Source organism: Buttiauxella sp. BIGb0471 (genome assembly GCF_024807715.1).
GTDB classification, from domain to species: Bacteria; Pseudomonadota; Gammaproteobacteria; order Enterobacterales; family Enterobacteriaceae; genus Buttiauxella; species Buttiauxella agrestis.
In genome coordinates, this window is record NZ_JANUEU010000001.1 from 271,733 (window position 1) to 295,516 (window position 23,784).

The following is a 23,784-nucleotide window of genomic DNA, read 5'->3' on the forward strand; positions in this document are numbered from 1 at the left end:
AAGAAAAATTTTATAATTAACTGGAAGCATGCTGACTATGGCTACGATTCATGTAGACGGCAAAGAATATGAGGTAAACGGGTCAGACAACCTGCTACAAGCATGTCTGTCACTCGGCCTCGATATTCCTTATTTTTGCTGGCACCCGGCGCTAGGCAGCGTCGGTGCTTGCCGCCAGTGCGCGGTGAAGCAATATCAGAACGCAGAAGATCTTCGTGGCCGCCTGGTGATGTCTTGTATGACACCGGCCTCGGACGGCACGTTCATCTCTATTGATGACGGTGAAGCAAAAGAATTCCGTGAAAGCGTCGTGGAATGGTTGATGACCAACCACCCACACGACTGCCCGGTTTGTGAAGAAGGCGGCAACTGCCACTTGCAGGATATGACGGTCATGACCGGTCATAGCTTCCGTCGCTATCGCTTCACCAAACGTACTCACCGTAATCAGGATCTCGGCCCGTTCATCTCTCACGAAATGAACCGCTGTATCGCCTGTTACCGCTGCGTGCGTTATTACAAAGATTACGCTGACGGCACCGACCTGGGTGTTTATGGCGCGCACGATAACGTCTACTTCGGTCGCCCGGAAGACGGTACGCTTGAGAGCGAATTCTCCGGTAACCTGGTAGAAATCTGCCCGACCGGCGTGTTCACGGACAAAACTCACTCCGAGCGTTACAACCGTAAGTGGGATATGCAGTTCGCGCCGAGCATTTGCCAGCAGTGCAGCATCGGGTGTAACACCAGCCCGGGTGAGCGCTACGGTGAATTGCGTCGTATCGAAAATCGCTATAACGGTACCGTGAACCACTACTTCCTGTGTGACCGTGGCCGCTTCGGTTATGGCTACGTCAACCTGAAGGATCGTCCACGTCAGCCGATCCAACGTCGTGGCGACGATCTGATCACCCTGAACGCAGAACAAGCGATGCAGGGCGCGGCAGATATTCTGCGCCAGTCGAAGAAAGTGATCGGTATCGGATCCCCACGTGCCAGCGTAGAAAGCAACTTTGCGCTGCGCGAGCTGGTTGGTGCGGACAACTTCTACACCGGTATCGCAACCGGTGAACAAGCACGTTTGCAACTGATGCTCAAAGTGCTGCAAGAGAGCGGCATTCATACTCCGGCACTGCGTGAAATCGAATCATACGATGCGGTTCTGGTGCTGGGCGAAGACATTACCCAAACCGGTGCACGTGTTGCGCTGGCTGTGCGTCAGGCCGTGAAAGGCAAAGCGCGTGAAATGGCAGCAGCGCAGAAAGTGGCTGACTGGCAGATTGCCGCAATCCTGAACATTGGTCAGCACGCCAAACACCCACTGTTTGTCACCAACATCGACAGCACTCGTCTGGACGACATCGCCGCATGGACTTACCGTGCGCCGGTTGAAGATCAGGCGCGTCTGGGCTTCGCAATCGCCAACGCGCTGGACAGCAGTTCTCCAGCAGTTGAATTGGATCGCGACCTGAAAAACAAAGTCGACGTTATCGTGCAAGCGCTGGCGGGTGCGAAAAAACCATTGATCGTATCCGGTACTAACGCCGGTAGCGAAGCGGTGATTCAGGCGGCAGCCAACGTGGCTAAAGCACTGAAAGGCCGTGGTGCCGATGTCGGTATCACTATGGTCGCTCGCGCGGTTAACAGCTTAGGCCTCGGCATGATTGGCGGCGGCTCGCTGGAAGAAGCGTTAAGTGAACTGGAAAGCGGTGCGGCCGATGCGGTCGTGGTGCTGGAAAACGATCTGCATCGTCATGCTTCTGCGGCGCGTGTTGACGCAGCACTGAGCAAAGCTCCGTTGGTGATGGTTATTGACCATCAACGCACGGCGATTATGGACAAAGCCCACCTGGTGCTGTCCACCGCAAGCTTTGCTGAAAGTGACGGAACAGTGATTAACAACGAAGGCCGCGCACAGCGTTTCTTCCAGGTTTATGACCCGTCTTACTACGACCATTCAGTGGTGATGCTCGAAAGCTGGCGCTGGTTGCACTCTCTGCACAGCACGGTTCAAAGCCGTGAAGTGGACTGGACGCAACTCGACCACGTTATCGACGCGTGCGTGAAAGCGCTGCCGCAACTGGCCGGAATTAAAGATGCGGCACCAGATGCCAGCTTCCGTATTCGTGGTCAGAAACTGTCGCGTTCTCCAATCCGCTCCAGTGGTCGTACGGCGATGCGTGCGAACATCAGCGTGCATGAACCGCGCCAGCCGCAGGATAAAGACACCATGTTTGCCTTCTCTATGGAAGGGAACAACAGCCCGTCGGCTAACCGCCAGCAAATTCCATTTGCGTGGGCGCCAGGCTGGAACTCACCGCAGGCATGGAACAAATTCCAGGCCGAAGTGGGTGGCAAACTGCGTCATGGTGACCCGGGTGTACGTCTGATTGAAGCGTCCGAAACAGGGATTGATTACTTCACTGACGTGCCGGAAATCTTCCATGCCGAAGAAGGGAAATGGCGTATCGCGCCTTACTACCATCTGTTTGGCAGCGATGAAATGTCCCAACGTTCTCCGATATTCCAGAGCCGCATGGCCGAGCCGTATATCAAGCTCAATCCGGCAGACGCTGCAAAACTGGGCGTGAATGCGGGAAGCCTGATTTCGTTTAGTTACGAAGGCCAGACGTTGAGTCTGCCGCTGCAACTTTCCGAGGGTCTGGCAGCAGGGCAGGTTGGTTTACCGATGGGGATGCCTGGCATTGCTCCGGTACTGGCAGGTGCTCGTCTTGAAAATCTCCAGGAGGCTGGCCAATGAGTTGGTTAACACCGGATGTTATCGACATTCTGCTGAGCATTCTTAAAGCGGTCGTAATCCTGCTGGTAGTAGTGACTTGCGGCGCGTTCATGAGCTTTGGTGAACGTCGTTTGCTGGGCCTGTTCCAGAACCGTTACGGACCGAACCGTGTTGGCTGGGGCGGCTCGCTCCAGTTAGTCGCGGACATGATCAAGATGTTCTTTAAAGAAGACTGGACCCCGCGCTTTGCGGACCGTGTCATCTTTACCCTGGCACCGATGATTGCCTTCACCTCGATGCTGCTGGCCTTTGCGATTGTGCCGGTCAGCCCGAACTGGGTGGTTGCCGACCTGAACATTGGTATTTTGTTCTTCCTGATGCTGGCAGGCCTCGCGGTTTACGCGGTGCTGTTCGCTGGCTGGTCAAGTAACAACAAATACTCACTGTTGGGCGCAATGCGTGCTTCTGCGCAGACACTGAGCTACGAAGTGTTCCTCGGTCTTTCCCTGATGGGCGTTGTTGCGCAGGCGGGATCGTTCAATATGGGCGATATCGTTGATAACCAGGCGAATCTGTGGAACGTGATTCCGCAGTTCTTTGGCTTTATCACCTTTGCCATCGCAGGCGTTGCGGTATGCCACCGTCACCCGTTTGACCAACCGGAAGCGGAGCAAGAACTGGCAGATGGTTACCACATCGAATATTCAGGCATGAAGTTCGGCCTGTTCTTTGTGGGTGAGTACATCGGCATCGTTACCGTTTCAGCCCTGATCGTCACCCTGTTCTTTGGTGGCTGGCATGGCCCATGGTTACCACCGTTCATCTGGTTCGCGCTGAAAACCGCGTTCTTCATGATGATGTTCATTTTGATCCGTGCATCGTTGCCTCGTCCGCGTTATGACCAGGTAATGTCATTTGGCTGGAAAATTTGCCTGCCGCTGACGCTGATCAATCTGCTGGTGACCGCCGCGGTCATTCTCTATCAGGCACCATAAGGGGTGAAAAAACCATGACATTGAAAGAGTTAGCGGTTGGTTTCGGCACCCAGGTACGCAGTATCTGGATGATCGGTCTGCACGCGTTTGCCAAACGTGAAACGCAGATGTATCCGGAAGAGCCAGTCTATTTACCGCCGCGCTACCGTGGCCGCATCGTGCTGACGCGCGATCCGGACGGCTCCGAGCGTTGCGTAGCCTGTAACCTGTGTGCGGTAGCCTGCCCGGTAGCCTGTATCTCTTTGCAAAAAGCAGAAACAAAAGATGGCCGCTGGTATCCAGAATTCTTCCGCATTAACTTCTCGCGCTGCATTTTCTGTGGCCTGTGCGAAGAAGCGTGCCCAACCACCGCGATTCAGCTCACCCCAGATTTCGAACTGGGCGAGTTTAAGCGCCAGGATTTGGTGTACGAAAAAGAGGACCTGCTGATCTCCGGTCCGGGCAAATACCCGGAATATAACTTCTACCGGATGGCAGGTATGGCAATCGACGGCAAAGATAAGGGCGAAGCGGAAAACGAAGCCAAGCCTATCGACGTCAAAGGCCTATTACCTTAAAGGAGCAAGGCAATGGAATTCGCTTTTTATATTTGCGCAATCATCGCGGTTGGGACCACCTTACGGGTGATCACGCATACCAATCCGGTGCATGCCTTGCTGTATCTGATCATCTCACTGCTGGCGATCTCCGGGGTGTTCTTCTCCCTGGGGGCGTACTTTGCCGCAGCGCTTGAGATCATCGTTTACGCCGGTGCCATCATGGTGCTGTTCGTCTTTGTGGTCATGATGCTAAACCTCGGCGGCGCGGTTGTAGAACAAGAGCGCCAGTGGCTGAAGCCGCAGTTGTGGATTGGCCCTGGTATTTTGTCCGCCGTACTGTTGGCGGTGCTGGTTTACGCGATTCTCGGTCTGAATGACCAGGGTATCGACGGCACCTCAGTGAGTGCAAAAGCGGTAGGTATCGCGCTGTTCGGACCGTACGTTCTGGCAGTGGAATTAGCCTCAATGCTGTTGTTAGCGGGTCTGGTTGTAGCCTTCCACCTGGGTCGTGAAGACCGCCCTGGTGAAGTGCTGAGCAACCGTCAGGCTGACCAGGCTGTGAAAAGAAAAACGGAGGAGCACGTATGATTCCGCTGCAACATGGACTAATCCTTGCTGCCATTTTGTTCGTTCTTGGGCTGACTGGCCTGGTGATTCGTCGCAACCTGCTTTTCATGTTGATTAGCCTGGAAGTGATGATTAACGCAGCGGCGCTCGCGTTTGTGGTCGCCGGGAGTTATTGGGGCCAGGCTGACGGCCAGGTGATGTATATTCTCGCGATTAGCTTAGCTGCCGCCGAAGCCAGTATTGGCCTCGCGCTGTTATTGCAGCTCCATCGTCGTCGCCAGAGCCTGAATATCGATTCAGTAAGTGAGATGCGTGGATGAACCTTCTCTGGTTAACCATTCTATTGCCTTTTATTGGCTTTTTATTGTTGGCGTTCTCTCGTGGCCGCTGGTCAGAAAACCTTTCTGCCACGGTTGGGGTCGGCTCAATCGGCCTTGCGGCGTTAGTCACCGCGATTGTTGGGGTTGATTTCTTTAACAACGGAAGAGAAGCGTTTACCCAGCCATTATGGACCTGGATGTCAGTCGGCGATTTCAATATCGGCTTTAATCTGATCCTCGACGGTTTGTCGCTGACCATGCTTTCTGTGGTCACAGGCGTTGGCTTCTTGATCCACATGTACGCCTCCTGGTATATGCGTGGGGAAGAGGGCTACTCCCGCTTCTTCGCCTACACCAACTTGTTTATTGCGAGCATGGTCGTTCTGGTGCTTGGCGATAACCTGCTGCTGATGTATCTCGGTTGGGAAGGCGTGGGCCTGTGCTCGTATCTGCTGATTGGTTTCTACTACACCGATCCGAAGAACGGCGCGGCGGCCATGAAAGCGTTCGTTGTGACCCGCGTGGGCGACGTGTTCCTCGCTTTCGCACTGTTCATTCTTTACAACGAACTGGGCACGCTGAACTTCCGCGAAATGGTTGAACTGGCACCGCAGCACTTTGCGGCTGGCAACCAAATGCTGATGTGGGCAACCCTGATGCTGTTAGGCGGCGCGGTAGGTAAATCTGCGCAGTTGCCTTTACAGACCTGGCTTGCAGATGCGATGGCTGGCCCAACGCCGGTTTCAGCGCTGATCCACGCGGCCACCATGGTTACCGCGGGTGTCTACCTGATTGCTCGTACTCACGGCCTGTTCCTGTTAACGCCTGAAGTGCTGCATTTAGTGGGAATCGTAGGTGCGGTGACGCTGGTCATGGCAGGCTTTGCGGCACTGGTGCAAACCGATATCAAACGTGTGCTCGCGTACTCGACCATGAGCCAGATTGGCTACATGTTCCTGGCGCTGGGCGTACAAGCGTGGGATGCGGCGATTTTCCACCTGATGACGCACGCTTTCTTCAAAGCGTTGCTGTTCCTGTCGTCCGGTTCGGTGATTCTTGCCTGCCATCACGAACAAAACATCTTCAAAATGGGTGGCCTGCGTAAGTCCATTCCGCTGGTGTATATCTGCTTCCTGGTCGGCGGTGCCGCGTTGTCTGCGTTGCCACTCATTACTGCGGGCTTCTTCAGTAAAGATGAGATTCTGGCCGGTGCGATGGCAAATGGTCATATGAACCTGATGGTTGCAGGCCTGGTCGGTGCGTTTATGACCTCGCTGTATACCTTCCGTATGATCTTTATCGTCTTCCACGGTAAAGAGCAGATTCACGCGCATGCGCTTAAAGGCATTACTCACCACCTGCCGCTGATTGTGCTGCTGGTGTTGTCCACTTTCGTGGGGGCAATGATTGTTCCGCCATTAGCGGGCGTCCTGCCAGCAACCACAGAGCTTGCGCACGGTAGCGTGCTGACACTGGAGATCACTTCTGGTGTGGTCGCCATCGCGGGCATCCTGATTGCAGCATGGCTGTGGCTGGGCAAACGCACTCTGGTGACCTCCATTGCTAACAGCGCACCGGGCCGCTTCTTCGGCACCTGGTGGTTCCATGCCTGGGGCTTCGATTGGCTTTACGACAAAGTCTTTGTCAAGCCATTCCTCGGTATCGCCTGGTTGATTAAGAGCGATCCGCTGAATTCACTGATGAATATTCCGGCAGTTCTTTCCCGCTTTGCAGGTCGCGGCCTGTTGGTGAGCGAGAACGGTTATCTTCGCTGGTATGTGGCATCAATGAGTATCGGCGCAGTGGTTGTTCTGGGCTTGCTGCTGGTCTTGCGCTAATTCAACGCTCCCTCCTCTGAATAAGGGGAGGGAATGTGAGTGATGTTTTGGTTTATTTTGACTTAGGGACACAAATGCCATGCTATTACCCTGGCTGATACTCATCCCCTTTATTGGCGGCTTCTTCTGCTGGCAGACTGAACGTTTCGGCGTAAAAGTGCCGCGTTGGATCGCGCTGGTAACGATGGGACTGACACTGGCTCTCTCTTTGCAACTGTGGTTAGCCGGTGGCTACACACTGACGCAATCCGCAGGTTTGCCGCAGTGGCAGTCTGAATTTGTTTTGCCGTGGATCCCACGCTTTGGGATTGAAATCCATCTGGCGTTGGATGGCCTGTCACTGCTGATGGTGGTCCTGACCGGTCTGCTCGGCGTGCTGGCGGTACTCTGTTCCTGGAATGAAATCGAAAAATATCAGGGCTTCTTCCACCTCAACCTGATGTGGATCCTCGGTGGCGTTATCGGCGTGTTCCTTGCCATCGACATGTTCCTGTTCTTCTTCTTCTGGGAAATGATGCTGGTGCCGATGTACTTCCTGATTGCACTGTGGGGCCACAAAGCCTCCGACGGGAAGACGCGTATCACCGCTGCGACCAAGTTCTTCATCTACACCCAGGCAAGCGGCCTGGTGATGTTGATTGCCATTCTTGGTCTGGTGTTCGTGCATTACAACTCAACCGGCGTCTGGACATTTAACTACGAGCAATTGCTGCACACTGAAATGTCCAGCAGCGTTCAATGGTTGCTGATGCTGGGCTTCTTCATTGCGTTTGCGGTGAAAATGCCAGTGGTTCCCTTGCACGGTTGGCTACCCGATGCGCACTCCCAGGCACCGACAGCAGGTTCTGTTGACCTCGCAGGTATCTTGCTGAAAACCGCGGCCTATGGTCTGCTGCGTTTCGCACTGCCGCTGTTCCCGGAAGCATCTGCTGAATTTGCACCTATCGCGATGTGGCTGGGTGTTATCGGTATCTTCTACGGCGCGTGGATGGCCTTCGCACAAACCGATATCAAACGCCTGATTGCTTATACCTCCGTTTCTCACATGGGCTTCGTGTTGATTGCCATTTATACCGGCAGCCAACTGGCTTACCAGGGTGCGGTGATTCAGATGATTGCTCACGGTCTCTCTGCGGCCGGTATGTTCATCATCTGTGGTCAGATTTACGAGCGTCTGCACACTCGTGATATGCGTCTGATGGGCGGCCTGTGGAACAAAATTAAATGGCTGCCAGGTCTGTCACTGTTCTTTGCAGTGGCAACGCTGGGTATGCCGGGTACCGGTAACTTCGTTGGCGAATTTATGATTCTGTTCGGCAGCTACCGTGTCGTGCCAGTGATTACCATTATCTCGACTTTCGGTCTGGTCTTTGCCTCTGTTTATTCTCTGGCGATGATTCATCGTGCTTACTTCGGTAAAGCGAAAAGTGAAATCAGTGATAAACAACTGGCAGGCATGTCGCTGCGCGAGTTCTTTATCATCCTGTTGCTGGTGGTGTTGTTAGTCCTGTTGGGCTTCTACCCGCAGCCAATTCTGGATACTTCGCATTCCGCGATGAGCAATATTCAGCAGTGGTTTACCAGTTCAATTCCAACTACAAGGCCGTAATTCGCCATGACTATAACTCCTCAACAATTGATCGCGCTGCTACCGCTGCTCGTCGTCGGATTGACGGTGGTGGTTGTGATGCTCTCCATAGCGTGGCGACGCGACCATTTTGTCAATGCAACACTGGCAGTAATCGGCCTGAACGCCGCACTCGTTTCACTGTGGTTTGTTGGCCAGGCTGGCGCAATGGACGTCACGCCGCTGATGCGCGTTGATGGCTATGCGATGCTTTACACCGGTTTGGTTTTGCTGGCGAGCCTTGCGACTTGTACGTTTGCTTATCCGTGGCTGCAAGGTTATACCGACAACCGCGAAGAGTTTTACTTACTGGTCTTGATTGCCGCTCTCGGCGGTATTCTGTTGGCTAACGCAAACCACCTGGCAGCGTTGTTCCTCGGTATCGAGCTGATTTCTCTGCCGTTGTTCGGTTTGATTGGTTACGCTTTCCGCCAGAAACGTTCGCTGGAAGCCAGTATCAAATACACTATTCTGTCTGCCGCAGCGTCTTCATTCCTGCTGTTCGGTATGGCGCTGGTGTATGCGGAATCTGGCGACCTGTCGTTTGTGAGCCTCGGTAAGAGCCTCGCCGATAACATGCTGCATGAACCGCTGCTGCTGGCGGGTCTGGGTCTGATGATTGTTGGCCTTGGCTTTAAACTGTCACTGGTTCCATTCCACCTGTGGACACCAGACGTTTACCAGGGCGCACCAGCTCCGGTTTCCACCTTCCTGGCCACCGCCAGCAAAATCGCCATATTTGGTGTGGTGATGCGTCTGTTCCTCTACGCGCCAGTTGGCGATAGCGAAGCAGTGCGTGTGGTGCTGGGTATTATCGCCTTCGCTTCCATCATCGTCGGTAACCTGATGGCGTTAAGCCAGACCAACATCAAACGCCTGCTGGGTTATTCGTCTATCGCGCACCTGGGTTATCTGCTGGTGGCACTGATTGCGTTGCAAAGCGGCGATATGTCGATGGAATCCGTTGGCGTGTATCTGGCCGGTTATCTGTTCAGCAGCCTTGGCGCGTTCGGTGTTGTCAGCCTGATGTCCAGCCCGTACCGTGGACCGGATGCTGATTCGCTGTACTCCTACCGTGGTCTGTTCTGGCATAAGCCGATTCTGTCTGCGGTGATGACCGTGATGATGTTGTCTCTGGCGGGTATCCCAATGACCCTGGGCTTCATCGGTAAGTTCTACATCATCGCCGTCGGTGTGCAGTCTCACCTGTGGTGGCTGACCGGTGCTGTGGTACTGGGTAGTGCGATTGGTCTTTACTACTATTTGCGTGTGACGGTGAGTTTGTACCTGAACGCACCGCAACAGCCAGGCCGTGATGCGCCAACAAACTGGGCATTTACTGCGGGCGGCGTTGTCGTGCTGATCTCCGCTGTGCTGGTGTTGTTGCTGGGTGTTTACCCGCAACCGCTGATTACGCTGGTGCGTATGGCGACACCGATGATGTAGTTCCAACCCGACCTGTGAAAGGGCTGCCCAACAGGGTGGCCCTTTTTGTTTTATGGGCTTGCTACACTTAAGCGAGCATTTTCAAACGTGCGGAAGCATATCTTGCGCCAGGTAATTAAATATGGAGTTTTATGACCACGCATCTGGTCTGGTTTCGCAATGATTTACGGGTAAATGATAACCTGGCTTTAGCAGCCGCATGTCGTGATCCCCACGCTCGTGTCGTCGGTCTTTTTATTGCCACACCAGGGCAATGGCGGCAGCACGATATGGCCCCGCGTCAGGCCGAGTTTATCTGGCAACACGTGCAAAGTTTGTCTCACGCACTTGCCCAGCGCGGCATTGAGTTGCGGGTTCATGAAGTGGCTGATTTTAATGCCTGCGCTGAATACCTGAAGAGTTTCTGCGAACAGCAGCACATCGACGCCCTGTTTTATAACTATCAATACGAACTTAATGAACGCCAGCGTGATGCAGCGGTTGAGAAGGCGCTGGGTCGGGATGTGGTTTGTCAGGGTTTTGATGACAGCGTATTACTGCCGCCCGGCAGCGTCACAACGGGCAATAACGAGATGTACAAAGTCTTCACGCCTTTTAGCAAAGCGTTTATCAAACGTTTGCACGAAGGTTTACCGGAATGTGTTCCGGCGCCGAAAGCACGTGAAATCGCATTGCCTGAGCCAGAAATACTCCGCGAATTTGATTATTCCCGCCAGCCAATAGATGAAAGTTTGTTCCCCATCGGCGAACAGCAGGCGATTAACCAACTGCGCCAGTTTTGCCGCCAGCCGGTTGCCGATTACGAGCAACAACGGGATTTCCCCGCCATCGACGGGACCAGCCGCTTATCGGCATATCTGGCGACTGGTGTGTTGTCCCCACGCCAGTGTTTACATCGTCTGCTAAAAGAACATCCCCAGGCGCTGGATGGGGGAAGTGGGAGTGTCTGGCTAAACGAATTAATCTGGCGTGAGTTTTATCGCCATTTGCTGGTGGCGTATCCGAAACTTTGTCGCCATCAGCCATTTATCTCATGGACAGACAACGTTGTCTGGCGACAAGATGAATCGCAGTTTATCGCCTGGCAGCAAGGGAAAACAGGTTTCCCGATTGTGGATGCGGCCATGCGTCAGCTCAACACCACAGGCTGGATGCACAACCGTTTACGGATGGTGGTGGCGAGTTTTCTGGTCAAAGATTTATTGTGTGACTGGCGGCGTGGTGAACGCTACTTTATGTCACAGCTCATTGATGGGGATCTCGCCGCAAACAATGGCGGCTGGCAATGGGCAGCCTCCACAGGCACCGACGCGGCACCTTATTTTCGCATCTTCAACCCGACCACACAGGGTGAGCGTTTTGATGCGCAAGGGGAATTTATCCGACAGTGGTTGCCAGAGCTGAGTGATGTGCCGGATAAATATATTCAAACGCCCTGGATTTGGGCAGAAAAACAACAATTGAAGCTGGACTATCCACATCCAATTCTTGAACATAAACAAGCACGTATCGCGACACTCGCCGCTTATGAAGCGGCCCGGAAATCTTGAGAGAAAGAAGATGAAAAATAGCGAACTCGAACGTCTGATTAACGAGAAGCTCAACAGTGCTGCGATAAGCGATTACGCACCGAATGGTTTGCAGGTTGAAGGGCGCGAAGAGATTCGCAAAATTGTGACCGGCGTGACCGCAAGCCAGGCGCTGATTGATGAGGCGATACGCCAACAGGCAGACGCCATCATCGTTCACCATGGCTATTTCTGGAAAGGTGAATCGCCGGTGATTCGCGGCATGAAACGTAATCGCCTCAAAGCACTTCTGGCTAACGATATCAATCTGTTTGGTTGGCACCTGCCGCTTGATGCCCATCCGCAACTCGGGAATAACGCGCAGCTTGGTGCGTTGCTGGGCATTGAAACCAAAGGTGAAATTGAGCCGCTGGTGCCCTGGGGAGAGTTCCCAACGCCACTTTCAGGCGTTGAACTGGCGTCATGGATTGAAATGCGTCTGGGGCGCACACCACTATGGTGTGGCGATACCGGCCCGGAACACATTCGTCGTGTGGCCTGGTGTACGGGCGGTGGGCAAAGCTTTATTGATAGCGCGGCCCGTTTTGGCGTCGATGCTTTCATTACCGGCGAAGTTTCAGAACAAACTATTCACTCGGCGCGTGAACAAGGTCTGCATTTCTATGCGGCTGGCCACCACGCCACTGAACGCGGCGGCATCCAGGCATTGAGCGACTGGCTGAACAGCGAAACCGATTTAGACGTGACCTTCATTGATATTCCGAACCCGGCATAACGCAAGACCGAGGAGAAAAAGTGCAAAGAGCACGCTGTTATCTATTAGGCGAAAGCGCAGTGGTTCTCGAACTGGAGCCGCCATTATCATTGGAAAGTCAGCAACGTATCTGGGGATTGACCCAACGATTGCTGGAAGCGCCTTCCGTGTCGGAAGTCATCCCTGGGATGAACAATATCACCGTCGTATTACGTGAGCCGCAGAGCCTGGCGCTGGATGGCATTGAACGCATCCAACGCTGGTGGGAAGAGAGTGAAGCCATGATACCCGCCTCGCGCTGCGTGGAAATCCCGGTAATTTACGGTGGCAGCCACGGGCCAGATTTAGCCGAAGTCGCCGAACACTGCGGGTTAACCGTAAGTCAGGTGGTGGAGCAACATTCAGCCGCGCAATACGTCGTCTATTTCCTCGGCTTCCAGCCGGGCTTTGCTTATCTTGCAGGGCTTGCGCCGACGCTTGTCACGCCGCGACGTGCGGAACCGCGTTTGATGGTTCCGGCAGGGTCGGTTGGGATTGGCGGGAGCCAGACCGGAATTTACCCGCTGGCAACGCCGGGCGGTTGGCAGATTATTGGTCAGACGTCGTTGAAATTATTCAATCCGGCAGCAGAGAAACCGACATTATTAACTCCGGGTGATACCGTGCGCTTTGTGCCTCAAAAGGAGGGCGTGTGCTGAAAATTATTCGTGCCGGGATGCACATGTCAGTGCAAGACACCGGGCGCTATGGCTATCGTCAATTAGGCGTGAGCCGCTGCGGTGCGCTTGATGCACCAGCGTTACAAATCGCTAATTTGTTGGTAGGAAATGCTCCGGAAAGCGCGGCGCTGGAAATCACGCTTGGTCATTGCGTCGTTGAATTTACTCAAGATGGCTGGTTTGCCTTAACCGGCGCGGGTTGCCATGCCGAACTGGACGGTCGCGCGGTGTGGACGGGCTGGCGGCTGCCGGTCAAAGCGGGGCAGCAGCTTAAGCTCAAAAAACCTGAACGCGGGATGCGCAGCTATCTTGCGGTGGCGGGCGGCCTGGATGTGCCGGAGGTTTTAGGCTCGTACAGTACCGATCTCAAAGCGCAGGTCGGTGGCGTCGAAGGGCGTTTACTCAAAGATGGCGATGAAATCCCATTGTTGCCTTCAACACGCCAGTTCCGCGAGGCGCGGGGCGTGAAGCAGCTGTTATGGGGAAATCGCATTCGCGCGCTGGCAGGGCCGGAATACCACGAATTTACCCAAACTTCACAGGATGAATTCTGGCGTCTGCCGTGGCAGTTAAGCCCGCAGAGCAACCGTATGGGCTATCGCCTGCAGGGGCAACGCCTCGAGCGCACTACCGACCGCGAGCTGCTGTCCCACGGTTTATTACCGGGCGTGGTACAGGTGCCGCACAACGGGCAGCCTATTGTGCTGATGAACGATGCTCAGACAACCGGCGGCTATCCGAGAATCGCCTGCGTAATTGAAGCCGATATGTTTAACCTGGCGCAAATACGACTCGGTGAACCCGTGCATTTTGTGCAATGCACGCTTGAGGAAGCGCTGAAAGCGCGTCGCGAGCAGCATATTTATCTCGAGCAACTGGCCTGGCGGTTGAATAACGAAGACTGATTTTCAGGGATAATGTGATGCCAGAAGGCCCGGAAATACGACGAGCGGCGGATAAACTCGAAGCCGCGGTTTTAGGTAAACCTTTAACTGCGGCGTGGTTCGCCTTTCCTGAATTAAAAGCGTTTGAACAGGCGCTTGTGGGGCAAAAAGTTGAGCGAATCGAAACGCGCGGCAAAGCGCTGCTGACGCATTTTTCTGGCGGATTAACCCTTTATAGCCACAACCAGCTTTATGGCGTGTGGCGCGTGGTCAACGCCGGGGAAATGCCGGAAACCACGCGAGTACTGCGCGTGAAATTGCAGACAGCCGATAAAGCCATTTTGCTCTATAGCGCTTCGGATATTGAAATGCTCGATGCAGACGGTCTGGCGAAACATCCATTTTTGTTGCGCGTCGGGCCGGATGTTTTGGATCTCACACTGAGCGCTGAACAGGTGAAAGAGCGTTTGTTGTCGACGAGATTTCGCAAGCGGCAGTTCAGCGGTCTGCTGTTGGATCAGGCATTTCTGGCAGGATTAGGAAACTATCTGCGCGTTGAAATTCTTTGGGCGGTGGGGTTGCTGGCGCAGCATAAAGCACAGGATTTAACCCCCGAGCAACTCGACAAACTGTCGCATGCACTGCTGGATATTCCACGACATTCCTACAATACGCGTGGGAATGTTGATGAAAATAAGCATCATGGGGCGATTTTTAGCTTTAAGGTGTTTCATCGGGCGGGGCAGAAGTGCGAACGCTGCGGCGGCATAATCGAGAAAACAATGCTTTCATCCAGGCCATTTTATTGGTGCCCGGGCTGTCAGCATTAAACAATCCTGAATATTGCGTTTATCTCATCGGGCAGAGATCGGGTATATTGGGACGCAGGTCACAAAAAAATCTTAAAGGAAGACGTTGTACTATGAGTTATCGTTTCGCCCTGACTGCCATGGCAGCCGTTTTAGCCCTCACGGGATGCACAAAATCGAAAACAGCCGACCAGGCTCCGGCTTTCGATTTCGGCTCCTCGCGGGTGACTGTGACGCATATCCCGACTAAAACTGACGATGGCACTGCAATTTACGTGACCATTGATAGCAAGGATGCCGGTAAGCTGGGGACGAGTGAGAGTCTCGAGGTTCAACTGCCAGAGGGCAAGCATAAAGTCGGCGGCTACGCCCGGACGCTGATTGGTCGCGTGACCATCGCGCCTGTCGAAGTATCGACATCGAGCGATGTGATCAGCCATGTGACCTATTCTGTGGCGAACGGCAAGCCGACATTTATCGTCCGTGCATCAACTCCAGTTCCGAAACCGAAGTCAGAATCGATTCCGGCAGAACCCATTCCGATGATACCGAAACAAATTGAAGAGCCTGCCGCCACCGAGCAGACGCAGGCTGAAGCACCTGCCGCGCCAGTCGCAACGCCGGAAACACAGGAACCGCCGAAAGTCACCGAGTTGACGCCAACCATTCAGTCGCCGACGGAGACGCAAACGTCGACACCGCAGGGCGTGAGCATCACTAATCTGACGGATACACCGCAGGCATAACAATGCGCAGGGTTCAGGAGCTGTTTCAGATATAAAAAAACGCGCCATTTGGCGCGTTTTTACTTTCCAGAAACGAACTTATTTTTTCAAATCAGATTTGAAATCACGCTGTTCGTAGCCAGTGTACAGCTGACGTGGACGGGCAATTTTGATGCCGTCGTCGTGCATTTCGTTCCAGTGCGCAATCCAGCCCACGGTACGCGCCATCGCGAAGATAACGGTAAACATGGAAGATGGAATTCCCATCGCTTTCAGGATGATACCGGAGTAGAAGTCCACGTTCGGGTAGAGTTTCTTCTCGATGAAGTACGGGTCGTTAAGCGCAATGTGCTCAAGTTCCATCGCCACTTCCAGCAGGCTGTTATCTTTCAGATTCAGCTCTTTCAGCACTTCATGACAGGTTTCACGCATCACAGTGGCACGCGGGTCGTAGTTTTTGTAGACGCGGTGACCAAAGCCCATCAGACGGAAAGAGTCGTTCTTGTCTTTCGCACGACGGATGAACTCAGGAATGTGTTCAACGCTGCTGATTTCTTCGAGCATCTTCAATGCCGCTTCGTTAGCACCACCGTGCGCAGGTCCCCACAGGGATGCGATACCGGCTGCGATACAGGCGAACGGGTTAGCACCAGAAGAACCGGCGGTACGCACTGTAGAGGTTGAAGCGTTTTGCTCGTGGTCGGCGTGCAGGATCAGAATACGGTCCATTGCGCGTTCCAGAATTGGGTTCACCACGTACTCTTCGCATGGTGTGGAGAACATCATATTCAGGAAATTGCCCGCGTAAGAGAGGTCGTTACGTGGGTAAACGAACGGCTGGCCGATGGAATATTTGTAACACATCGCTGCCATCGTTGGCATTTTGGACAGCAGACGGAAGGCTGCAATCTCGCGGTGACGTGGGTTATTCACGTCCATGGAGTCATGGTAAAACGCTGCCAACGCACCGGTCACGCCGCACATAACAGCCATCGGGTGAGAGTCACGACGGAAACCGTGGAACAAACGGGTGATTTGTTCGTGGATCATGGTGTGACGGGTAACGGTGGTTTTGAATTCTTCGTATTGTTCCTGAGTCGGTTTTTCACCGTTTAGCAGGATATAGCAGACTTCGAGATAATTGGAATGGGTTGCCAGTTGATCGATCGGGAAACCACGGTGCAACAAGATGCCTTCATCACCGTCGATAAAGGTGATTTTTGATTCGCATGATGCGGTAGAGGTGAAACCCGGGTCAAAAGTAAACACACCTTTAGAACCAAGACTACGGATATCAATTACATCCTGACCGAGCGTGCCCTTTAGCACATCCAGTTCGATAGCATCATCACCATTGTAGGTGAGAGTTGCTTTTTTATCAGCCATTTACGGTCTCCTTAGCGCCTAATTTATCAGACTGCGGGATGCCCGACTTGCTTTCAAACCAACCGTGACGCTTACCCGTTTTTTTATATGCTCGTGGCTCTGTTTTGATTGTGTACAGCAAGGGTACAGAGCGAAGGGCGCTTGCAGGTAACATATGCCACGCAGGCGAAAAATCAGCAAATCAGAGCGTTAGCAGTCCATATCATTCAAACCTGTATACCACTAATAACTGTCCTGATTGATTGGGTCAATACCGATACACTGTTACATAACTTATTCTCAGGTGAAAGGCAGACCCTATAACTTTTACGAATTATACGGCTTTTCTGGCTCTGTTTGTAACAAGAATGTTTAAGTTTTGTCAAATCAGATGATTAAAATTTAAAATAATGTTGTTATCGTGATCCTGCTCACTGTTCCGACCAAAACCCTTCAAACTATATGTAGGTTAATTGTAATGAATTTGTGAAGCGCCTATACTGCCGCCAGGTCTCCGGAATACCCTGCCACCGGGCGCCACCCAGCGTTGTAGCCAGTTTTTTGGCATCTGGATGTAGCTGTTTTTGCATGACGCACAGTTATAGAAAGTTCACGCTGTCTGACCCCGCCTGCAGATCCGGAGGAAGGAAACTATAAGAACAGCATGTGGGCGCTATTCATGATAAAAAATGCGAAAAAACAAAGACCTGTAAACCTCGATCTGACAACGATGAGGTTCCCCGTCACTGCGATCGCTTCCATCCTCCATCGTGTATCCGGCGTGATCACCTTTGTGGCTGTTGGCATTCTACTGTGGTTGTTAGGCCAGTCACTCTCTTCTCCAGAAGGCTTCCTCGTTGCTTCATCCATAATGAGTAGCTTCTTTGTTAAATTCATCATGTGGGGCATCCTCACCGCGTTGGCATACCACGTTGTTGTGGGTATTCGCCACATCCTGATGGACACCGGCTTACTGGAAGAAACCCTTATAGCGGGCAAACGATCCGCAATGATTTCCTTTGTTATTACTGTCGTGCTTTCACTTCTCGCAGGAGTCCTCGTATGGTAAGCAATGCCTCCGCATTAGGTCGCAATGGTGTGCATGACTATATTCTGGTTCGTGCCTCCGCCATCGTAATCACCCTGTACATCATCTATATGATTGGGTTCTTCGCCACCTCCGGCGAGTTAACCTATGAGATCTGGAGTGGTTTCTTCGGCTCTGCCTTCACCAAAGTGTTCACCCTGCTGACATTGTTCTCAATTTTGATCCATGCCTGGATTGGCATGTGGCAGGTGTTGACCGACTACGTTAAACCAGTGGCGATTCGTCTTGGGCTGCAACTTGTTATTGTTGTTGCACTGCTGGTTTACGTCATTTATGGATTCGTTGTGGTGTGGGGTGTGTAATGAGTTTACCAGTCAGAGAGTTTGATGCAGTTGTCATCGGTGCTGGTGGTGCAGGTATGCGCGCCGCACTGCAAATTTCACAAGGTGGCCAGACTTGCGCCTTGCTGTCTAAAGTTTTCCCAACCCGTTCCCATACCGTGTCTGCGCAGGGTGGTATCACCGTAGCGCTGGGTAATACCCACGAAGACAACTGGGAATGGCATATGTATGACACGGTAAAAGGTTCCGACTATATCGGTGACCAGGACGCCATTGAATATATGTGTAAAACCGGCCCGGAAGCGATTCTGGAACTGGAGCACATGGGTCTGCCGTTCTCCCGTCTTGATGATGGCACTATTTATCAGCGTCCGTTTGGCGGCCAGTCGAAGAACTTCGGTGGCGAACAAGCGGCACGTACTGCGGCAGCGGCTGACCGTACCGGTCACGCATTGTTGCACACGCTGTACCAACAAAACCTGAAAAACAAAACCACGATCTTCTCCGAATGGTATGCGCTGGATCTGGTGAAAAACGCCGATGGCGCCGTGGTGGGTACTACCGCGCTGTGTATCGAAACCGGCGAAGTGGTTTACTTCAAAGCGAAAGCGACCATTCTGGCAACCGGTGGTGCGGGCCGTATTTATCAGTCTACAACTAACGCACACATTAATACCGGCGACGGTGTTGGCATGGCGCTGCGCGCTGGCGTGCCTGTACAAGATATGGAAATGTGGCAGTTCCACCCAACCGGCATTGCGGGTGCGGGTGTGCTGGTTACAGAAGGTTGTCGTGGTGAGGGCGGTTATCTGCTGAACAAACACGGTGAGCGCTTCATGGAGCGTTACGCGCCAAACGCGAAAGATCTGGCGGGCCGTGACGTTGTTGCGCGTTCCATCATGATTGAAATCCGCGAAGGCCGTGGCTGTGACGGCCCATGGGGTCCACACGCGAAACTGAAACTTGACCACCTTGGCAAAGAAGTTCTCGAATCCCGTCTGCCGGGCATCCTCGAACTGTCTCGTACCTTTGCCCATGTTGACCCGGTTAAAGAGCCAATCCCGGTTATCCCAACTTGCCACTATATGATGGGCGGCATCCCGACCAAAGTCACTGGCCAGGCGCTGACCGTGAATGCGCAGGGCGAAGACGTTCTGATTCCTGGTCTGTTTGCTGTCGGTGAAATCGCTTGTGTATCCGTTCACGGTGCAAACCGTCTGGGCGGTAACTCACTGCTGGATCTGGTGGTATTTGGCCGCGCTGCGGGCATGCATCTGCTGGAGTCTATCGCAGAGCAGGGCGAACTGCGTGACGCGACCGAAGACGAAATTAATGCCGCACTCGAGCGCCTGAACCGCTGGAACGGTAACCGTAACGGCGAAGATCCGGTGCAAATCCGCAAAGCGCTTCAGGAATGTATGCAGCACAACTTCTCGGTATTCCGTGAAGGTGATGCGATGGCAAAAGGTCTTGAGCAACTGAAAGAAATCCGCGAGCGCCTGAAAAACGCCCGTCTGGATGATACTTCAAGCGAGTTCAACACCCAGCGCGTTGAGTGCCTCGAGCTTGATAACCTGATGGAAACTGCTTTTGCGACCGCTGTTTCCGCTAACTTCCGCACCGAAAGCCGTGGCGCGCATAGCCGCTTCGACTATCCGGAACGTGACGATGCAAACTGGCTGTGTCACAGCCTGTATCTGCCTGAGTCGGAAAGCATGACTCGCCGTGAGGTGAACATGCAGCCGAAACTGCGTCCGGCATTCCCGCCGAAAGTGCGTACTTATTAATAGCGGAGCAAAGTGATGAAACTCGAATTCTCTATTTATCGCTACAACCCGGATGTTGACGATGCTCCGCGTATGCAGGAGTACACCCTGGAAGGGGAAGAAGGGCGCGACATGATGTTGCTTGACGCGCTGATGCAACTGAAAGAAAAAGATCCGACGCTCTCTTTCCGTCGCTCGTGCCGTGAAGGGGTCTGTGGCTCCGATGGCGTGAACATGAACGGTAAAAATGGCCTGGCTTGTATCACCCCGATCTCCGCGTTGGGCAATGGAAAGCAGAAGATTGTGATCCGTCCACTGCCTGGATTGCCGGTTGTGCGCGATCTGGTTGTAGACATGGGGCAATTCTATGCTCAATATGAGAAGATTAAGCCTTACCTATTGAATAATGGGCAAAATCCACCGGCTCGTGAGCATTTACAATCACCCGAGCAGCGTGAGAAATTGGATGGATTGTACGAGTGTATTCTGTGTGCGTGCTGCTCGACTTCCTGCCCATCGTTCTGGTGGAACCCGGATAAGTTCATCGGCCCGGCAGGTTTACTGGCAGCATATCGCTTCCTGATTGACAGCCGTGATACTGAAACCGCAAGTCGTCTTGACGGAATCAGTGATGCTTTCAGCGTATTCCGCTGCCATGGCATCATGAATTGCGTCAGTGTTTGTCCTAAGGGATTGAACCCGACGAAAGCCATCGGCCACATTAAGTCGATGTTGCTGCAAAAGAGTGCCTAGCTTTTAGTTCCCTCTCCTTCGGGAGAGGGGAAAATTTGCAGGAAACCTTTAAAAACTGCCCTGTTGCGACAGTTTTTAAAGGTTCCTTCTCGAGCCGCCTGGAAAGGAAAAAGGCTCGTAGTTGTGAACCCCGGTAATGTGTACCACATGTGTACGCAATAGTTATTCACGGCGAAATAAGCATATAAATGCTTAAGGGATCACGATGCAGAACGGCGAAATGAAAGCCTGGCTGGATTCCTCTTACCTGGCAGGTGCAAACCAGTCCTGGATAGAGCAGCTCTATGAAGACTTCTTAACCGATCCTGACTCTGTTGATGCGCACTGGCGCTCAATGTTCCAGCAATTACCTGGAACCGGGGCCAGACCGGATCAATTCCATTCCAAAACACGTGATTATTTCCGTCGTCTGGCGAAGGATGCCTCACGTTATTCCACCGCAATTACCGACCCTGACACTGACGTCAAGCAAGTCAAAGTGTTGCAGCTGATCAACGCCTGGCGTTTCCGTGGCCATCAGGCTGCAAACCTTGATCCACTTGGTTTGTGGAAACAGGACGCGGTTCCCGATCTTGATCCGGCCTTCCATAATCTGACTGACGCCGATCTTCAGGAAACTTTCAATGTGGGTTCTTTTGCCAGCGGCAAAGAAACCATGAAGTTGTCCGACTTGATCAGTGCGCTGAAGCAGACTTACGGCGGATCTATCGGTGCGGAATATATGCACATCACCAACACCGAAGAAAAACGCTGGATTCAGCAGCGCATTGAATCGGTAGTGGGTCACTCAACATTTACTGTTGATGAGAAAAAACGCTTCCTGCAGGAGCTGACCGCAGCAGAAGGCCTTGAGCGTTACCTGGGTGCGAAATTCCCAGGCGCAAAACGCTTCTCGCTGGAAGGCGGTGATGCACTGGTGCCAATGCTTAAAGAGATGATCCGCCATGCGGGCAAGAGCGGCACACGTGAAGTGGTTCTGGGCATGGCGCACCGTGGCCGCCTGAACGTACTGATCAACGTATTAGGTAAGAAACCGCAGGAACTGTTTGACGAGTTCGCCGGTAAGCATAAAGAACACCTCGGCACCGGTGATGTGAAGTACCACATGGGCTTCTCATCTGACGTTGAAACCGAAGGCGGCCTGGTTCACCTGGCGCTGGCGTTTAACCCGTCACACCTCGAAATCGTTAGCCCGGTGGTTATCGGTTCTGTGCGCGCGCGTCTGGACCGTCTGGAAAAACCAGGCATTAACCAGGTTCTGCCAATCACTATTCATGGTGACGCCGCGGTGGCCGGGCAGGGCGTGGTTCAGGAAACCCTGAACATGTCCAAAGCGCGTGGTTACGAAGTGGGCGGTACCGTTCGCATTGTTATCAACAACCAGATTGGTTTCACCACCTCTAACCCGCTGGATGCGCGTTCTACGCCGTACTGTACCGATATCGGTAAGATGGTGATGGCACCAATTTTCCACGTGAATGCAGATGATCCGGAAGCGGTAGCATTTGTGACTCGTCTGGCGCTGGACTTCCGTAACACCTTTAAGCGCGACGTGTTTATCGATCTGGTTTGCTACCGTCGCCATGGTCATAACGAAGCTGATGAGCCAAGCGCAACTCAGCCAGTGATGTACCAGAAAATTAAGAAACACCCGACGCCGCGTAAGATCTACGCAGACCGTCTGGAGCAGCAAAAACTGGCAACGCTTGAAGATGCCACCGAAATGGTGAATCTCTATCGTGACGCGCTGGATGCTGGCGAATGTGTGGTTGAAGAATACCGCCCAATGAACATGCATTCATTTACCTGGTCGCCATACCTCAACCACGAGTGGGATGAGAGCTATCCGAACAAGGTAGAGATGAAGCGTTTGCAGGAGCTGGCGAAGCGTATTAGCAGCGCCCCTGAAACCGTTGAGATGCAGTCACGCGTAGCGAAAATCTACAGCGACCGCATGGAAATGGCGAACGGCGCGAAGAAATTCGACTGGGGCGCGGCTGAAAATCTGGCGTATGCAACTCTGGTTGATGAAGGCGTATCTGTGCGTTTGTCGGGTGAAGACGTGGGACGTGGGACATTCTTCCACCGCCACGCTGTGATTCACAACCAGACTAACGGTTCAACTTACACGCCGCTGCAACACGTTCACAACAGCCAGGGTGAGTTCAAAGTCTGGGACTCCGTGCTGTCTGAAGAAGCGGTACTGGCGTTCGAATACGGTTATGCCACTGCTGAACCTCGCACGCTGACTATCTGGGAAGCTCAGTTCGGCGACTTCGCCAACGGCGCTCAGGTTGTTATCGACCAGTTCATCAGTTCCGGCGAGCAGAAATGGGGCCGTATGTGTGGCCTGGTGATGTTGCTGCCGCACGGTTACGAAGGCCAGGGCCCGGAGCACTCCTCCGCACGTCTGGAACGTTACCTCCAACTGTGTGCTGAACAAAACATGCAGGTTTGTGTGCCTTCTACTCCAGCGCAGGTTTATCACATGCTGCGTCGCCAGGCGCTGCGCGGTATGCGTCGTCCGCTGGTGGTGATGTCACCTAAATCTCTGTTGCGTCACCCGCTGGCCGTTTCCACCATGGAAGAACTGGCTAACGGCACCTTCTTACCTGCCATTGGCGAAGTTGACGAGCTTGATCCTAAAGCGGTGAAACGCGTCGTCCTGTGTTCTGGTAAGGTTTATTACGATTTGCTGGAACAGCGTCGTAAGAACGATCAAAAAGATGTGGCAATTGTGCGCATCGAACAGTTGTATCCGTTCCCGCACCAGGCGGTGCAGGAAGCATTGAAACCATTTGCTCACGTACATGATTTTGTGTGGTGCCAGGAAGAGCCGCTTAACCAGGGCGCTTGGTACTGTAGCCAGCACCATTTCCGTGAAGTGATTCCATTTGGATCAGCCCTGCGTTATGCAGGTCGTCCAGCCTCCGCATCACCTGCGGTAGGGTACTTGTCCGTTCACCAGAAACAGCAGCAAGATCTGGTTAATGACGCGCTGAACGTCGATTAATTAAAG

The 23,784-nt window shown here is 53.2% G+C and carries 20 protein-coding genes; 19 read left to right on the forward strand and 1 reads right to left on the reverse strand.

Features of this window, described 5'->3' with window-relative positions; all coding sequences use genetic code 11:
- Positions 1–37 precede the first annotated feature (37 nt).
- From nuoG to M2371_RS01350, 14 genes are all read left to right on the forward strand, one after another.
- Entirely contained in the window at positions 38–2,761 is a 2,724-nt protein-coding gene (nuoG, locus tag M2371_RS01285; RefSeq protein WP_259266684.1) for an NADH-quinone oxidoreductase subunit NuoG, read from the forward strand.
- A complete protein-coding gene (nuoH, locus tag M2371_RS01290; RefSeq protein ID WP_172893574.1) occupies positions 2,758–3,735 on the forward strand; it encodes an NADH-quinone oxidoreductase subunit NuoH in 978 nt (325 codons plus the stop codon). The genes nuoG and nuoH overlap by 4 nt, the downstream gene beginning before the upstream one ends.
- Before the next feature lie 14 nt (positions 3,736–3,749).
- Complete coding sequence (gene nuoI / locus M2371_RS01295) at positions 3,750–4,292, forward strand: NADH-quinone oxidoreductase subunit NuoI (RefSeq protein ID WP_034458795.1); 543 nt, start codon at positions 3,750–3,752, stop codon at positions 4,290–4,292.
- A 12-nt stretch (positions 4,293–4,304) separates the two neighbouring features.
- Positions 4,305–4,862, forward strand: coding sequence for an NADH-quinone oxidoreductase subunit J (gene nuoJ / locus M2371_RS01300; RefSeq protein ID WP_172893575.1), 558 nt, complete (start codon positions 4,305–4,307; stop codon positions 4,860–4,862).
- Positions 4,859–5,161 (forward strand): NADH-quinone oxidoreductase subunit NuoK, encoded by a 303-nt coding sequence (gene nuoK, locus M2371_RS01305; protein WP_034458791.1) that lies wholly within the window; start codon positions 4,859–4,861, stop codon positions 5,159–5,161. Before nuoJ ends, nuoK begins: the two co-directional genes overlap by 4 nt.
- Positions 5,158–6,999, forward strand: coding sequence for an NADH-quinone oxidoreductase subunit L (nuoL, locus tag M2371_RS01310; RefSeq protein ID WP_259266685.1), 1,842 nt, complete (start codon positions 5,158–5,160; stop codon positions 6,997–6,999). Before nuoK ends, nuoL begins: the two co-directional genes overlap by 4 nt.
- 79 nt (positions 7,000–7,078) lie before the next feature.
- Positions 7,079–8,608, forward strand: coding sequence for an NADH-quinone oxidoreductase subunit M (gene nuoM / locus M2371_RS01315; protein WP_172893577.1), 1,530 nt, complete (start codon positions 7,079–7,081; stop codon positions 8,606–8,608).
- Between the two features lie 6 nt (positions 8,609–8,614).
- Positions 8,615–10,072 carry an NADH-quinone oxidoreductase subunit NuoN gene (gene nuoN, locus M2371_RS01320; RefSeq protein ID WP_034497210.1) on the forward strand — a complete coding sequence of 486 codons (1,458 nt, stop codon included), beginning with the start codon at positions 8,615–8,617 and terminating at the stop codon, positions 10,070–10,072.
- A gap of 131 nt (positions 10,073–10,203) precedes the next feature.
- The gene (phrB, locus tag M2371_RS01325) at positions 10,204–11,622 is read left to right on the forward strand and encodes a deoxyribodipyrimidine photo-lyase (protein ID WP_259266686.1); all 1,419 of its coding nucleotides are present in this window, start codon (positions 10,204–10,206) and stop codon (positions 11,620–11,622) included.
- Positions 11,623–11,632: 10 nt separating this feature from the next.
- Positions 11,633–12,376: a type 2 GTP cyclohydrolase I gene (locus M2371_RS01330; protein ID WP_172893579.1), complete on the forward strand. Its 744-nt coding sequence runs from the start codon at positions 11,633–11,635 to the stop codon at positions 12,374–12,376.
- A gap of 20 nt (positions 12,377–12,396) precedes the next feature.
- The gene (gene pxpB, locus M2371_RS01335; RefSeq protein WP_259266687.1) at positions 12,397–13,053 is read left to right on the forward strand and encodes a 5-oxoprolinase subunit PxpB; all 657 of its coding nucleotides are present in this window, start codon (positions 12,397–12,399) and stop codon (positions 13,051–13,053) included.
- Positions 13,047–13,979, forward strand: coding sequence for a 5-oxoprolinase subunit PxpC (gene pxpC / locus M2371_RS01340; protein WP_259266688.1), 933 nt, complete (start codon positions 13,047–13,049; stop codon positions 13,977–13,979). Before pxpB ends, pxpC begins: the two co-directional genes overlap by 7 nt.
- 17 nt (positions 13,980–13,996) lie before the next feature.
- Entirely contained in the window at positions 13,997–14,788 is a 792-nt protein-coding gene (gene nei / locus M2371_RS01345) for an endonuclease VIII (RefSeq protein WP_259266689.1), read from the forward strand.
- A gap of 92 nt (positions 14,789–14,880) precedes the next feature.
- Positions 14,881–15,513: a hypothetical protein gene (locus tag M2371_RS01350; RefSeq protein WP_259266690.1), complete on the forward strand. Its 633-nt coding sequence runs from the start codon at positions 14,881–14,883 to the stop codon at positions 15,511–15,513.
- A 78-nt stretch (positions 15,514–15,591) separates the two neighbouring features.
- Here the strand turns inward: M2371_RS01350 and M2371_RS01355 are convergent, their stop codons facing one another.
- Positions 15,592–16,878: a citrate synthase gene (locus M2371_RS01355; protein WP_034497193.1), complete on the reverse strand. Its 1,287-nt coding sequence runs from the start codon at positions 16,876–16,878 to the stop codon at positions 15,592–15,594.
- 643 nt (positions 16,879–17,521) lie between these two features.
- Between M2371_RS01355 and sdhC the strand changes: the two genes are divergently transcribed.
- The 5 genes from sdhC (at position 17,522) to sucA (ending at position 23,778) form a co-directional block, all read left to right on the forward strand.
- A complete protein-coding gene (sdhC, locus tag M2371_RS01360; RefSeq protein ID WP_034497190.1) occupies positions 17,522–17,926 on the forward strand; it encodes a succinate dehydrogenase cytochrome b556 subunit in 405 nt (134 codons plus the stop codon).
- A complete protein-coding gene (gene sdhD, locus M2371_RS01365; RefSeq protein WP_120066215.1) occupies positions 17,920–18,267 on the forward strand; it encodes a succinate dehydrogenase membrane anchor subunit in 348 nt (115 codons plus the stop codon). The genes sdhC and sdhD overlap by 7 nt, the downstream gene beginning before the upstream one ends.
- Positions 18,267–20,033 (forward strand): succinate dehydrogenase flavoprotein subunit, encoded by a 1,767-nt coding sequence (gene sdhA / locus M2371_RS01370; RefSeq protein WP_259266691.1) that lies wholly within the window; start codon positions 18,267–18,269, stop codon positions 20,031–20,033. The genes sdhD and sdhA overlap by 1 nt, the downstream gene beginning before the upstream one ends.
- 15 nt (positions 20,034–20,048) lie before the next feature.
- A complete protein-coding gene (locus tag M2371_RS01375; RefSeq protein ID WP_034497183.1) occupies positions 20,049–20,765 on the forward strand; it encodes a succinate dehydrogenase iron-sulfur subunit in 717 nt (238 codons plus the stop codon).
- Positions 20,766–20,970: 205 nt separating this feature from the next.
- Positions 20,971–23,778 (forward strand): 2-oxoglutarate dehydrogenase E1 component, encoded by a 2,808-nt coding sequence (gene sucA, locus M2371_RS01380; protein ID WP_172893584.1) that lies wholly within the window; start codon positions 20,971–20,973, stop codon positions 23,776–23,778.
- Positions 23,779–23,784 lie beyond the last annotated feature (6 nt).

Excerpts from the sequence above, each read along its gene's own strand:
- nuoG (WP_259266684.1), top strand. The coding sequence starts at position 38 with ATGGCTACGATTCATGTAGACGGCAAAGAATATGAGGTAAACGGGTCA.
- nuoH (WP_172893574.1), top strand. The coding sequence starts at position 2,758 with ATGAGTTGGTTAACACCGGATGTTATCGACATTCTGCTGAGCATTCTT.
- nuoI (WP_034458795.1), top strand. The coding sequence starts at position 3,750 with ATGACATTGAAAGAGTTAGCGGTTGGTTTCGGCACCCAGGTACGCAGT.
- nuoJ (WP_172893575.1), top strand. The coding sequence starts at position 4,305 with ATGGAATTCGCTTTTTATATTTGCGCAATCATCGCGGTTGGGACCACC.
- nuoK (WP_034458791.1), top strand. The coding sequence starts at position 4,859 with ATGATTCCGCTGCAACATGGACTAATCCTTGCTGCCATTTTGTTCGTT.
- nuoL (WP_259266685.1), top strand. The coding sequence starts at position 5,158 with ATGAACCTTCTCTGGTTAACCATTCTATTGCCTTTTATTGGCTTTTTA.
- nuoM (WP_172893577.1), top strand. The coding sequence starts at position 7,079 with ATGCTATTACCCTGGCTGATACTCATCCCCTTTATTGGCGGCTTCTTC.
- nuoN (WP_034497210.1), top strand. The coding sequence starts at position 8,615 with ATGACTATAACTCCTCAACAATTGATCGCGCTGCTACCGCTGCTCGTC.
- phrB (WP_259266686.1), top strand. The coding sequence starts at position 10,204 with ATGACCACGCATCTGGTCTGGTTTCGCAATGATTTACGGGTAAATGAT.
- M2371_RS01330 (WP_172893579.1), top strand. The coding sequence starts at position 11,633 with ATGAAAAATAGCGAACTCGAACGTCTGATTAACGAGAAGCTCAACAGT.
- nei (WP_259266689.1), top strand. The coding sequence starts at position 13,997 with ATGCCAGAAGGCCCGGAAATACGACGAGCGGCGGATAAACTCGAAGCC.
- M2371_RS01350 (WP_259266690.1), top strand. The coding sequence starts at position 14,881 with ATGAGTTATCGTTTCGCCCTGACTGCCATGGCAGCCGTTTTAGCCCTC.
- M2371_RS01355 (WP_034497193.1), bottom strand. The coding sequence starts at position 16,878 with ATGGCTGATAAAAAAGCAACTCTCACCTACAATGGTGATGATGCTATC.
- sdhC (WP_034497190.1), top strand. The coding sequence starts at position 17,522 with ATGTGGGCGCTATTCATGATAAAAAATGCGAAAAAACAAAGACCTGTA.
- sdhD (WP_120066215.1), top strand. The coding sequence starts at position 17,920 with ATGGTAAGCAATGCCTCCGCATTAGGTCGCAATGGTGTGCATGACTAT.
- sdhA (WP_259266691.1), top strand. The coding sequence starts at position 18,267 with ATGAGTTTACCAGTCAGAGAGTTTGATGCAGTTGTCATCGGTGCTGGT.
- M2371_RS01375 (WP_034497183.1), top strand. The coding sequence starts at position 20,049 with ATGAAACTCGAATTCTCTATTTATCGCTACAACCCGGATGTTGACGAT.
- sucA (WP_172893584.1), top strand. The coding sequence starts at position 20,971 with ATGCAGAACGGCGAAATGAAAGCCTGGCTGGATTCCTCTTACCTGGCA.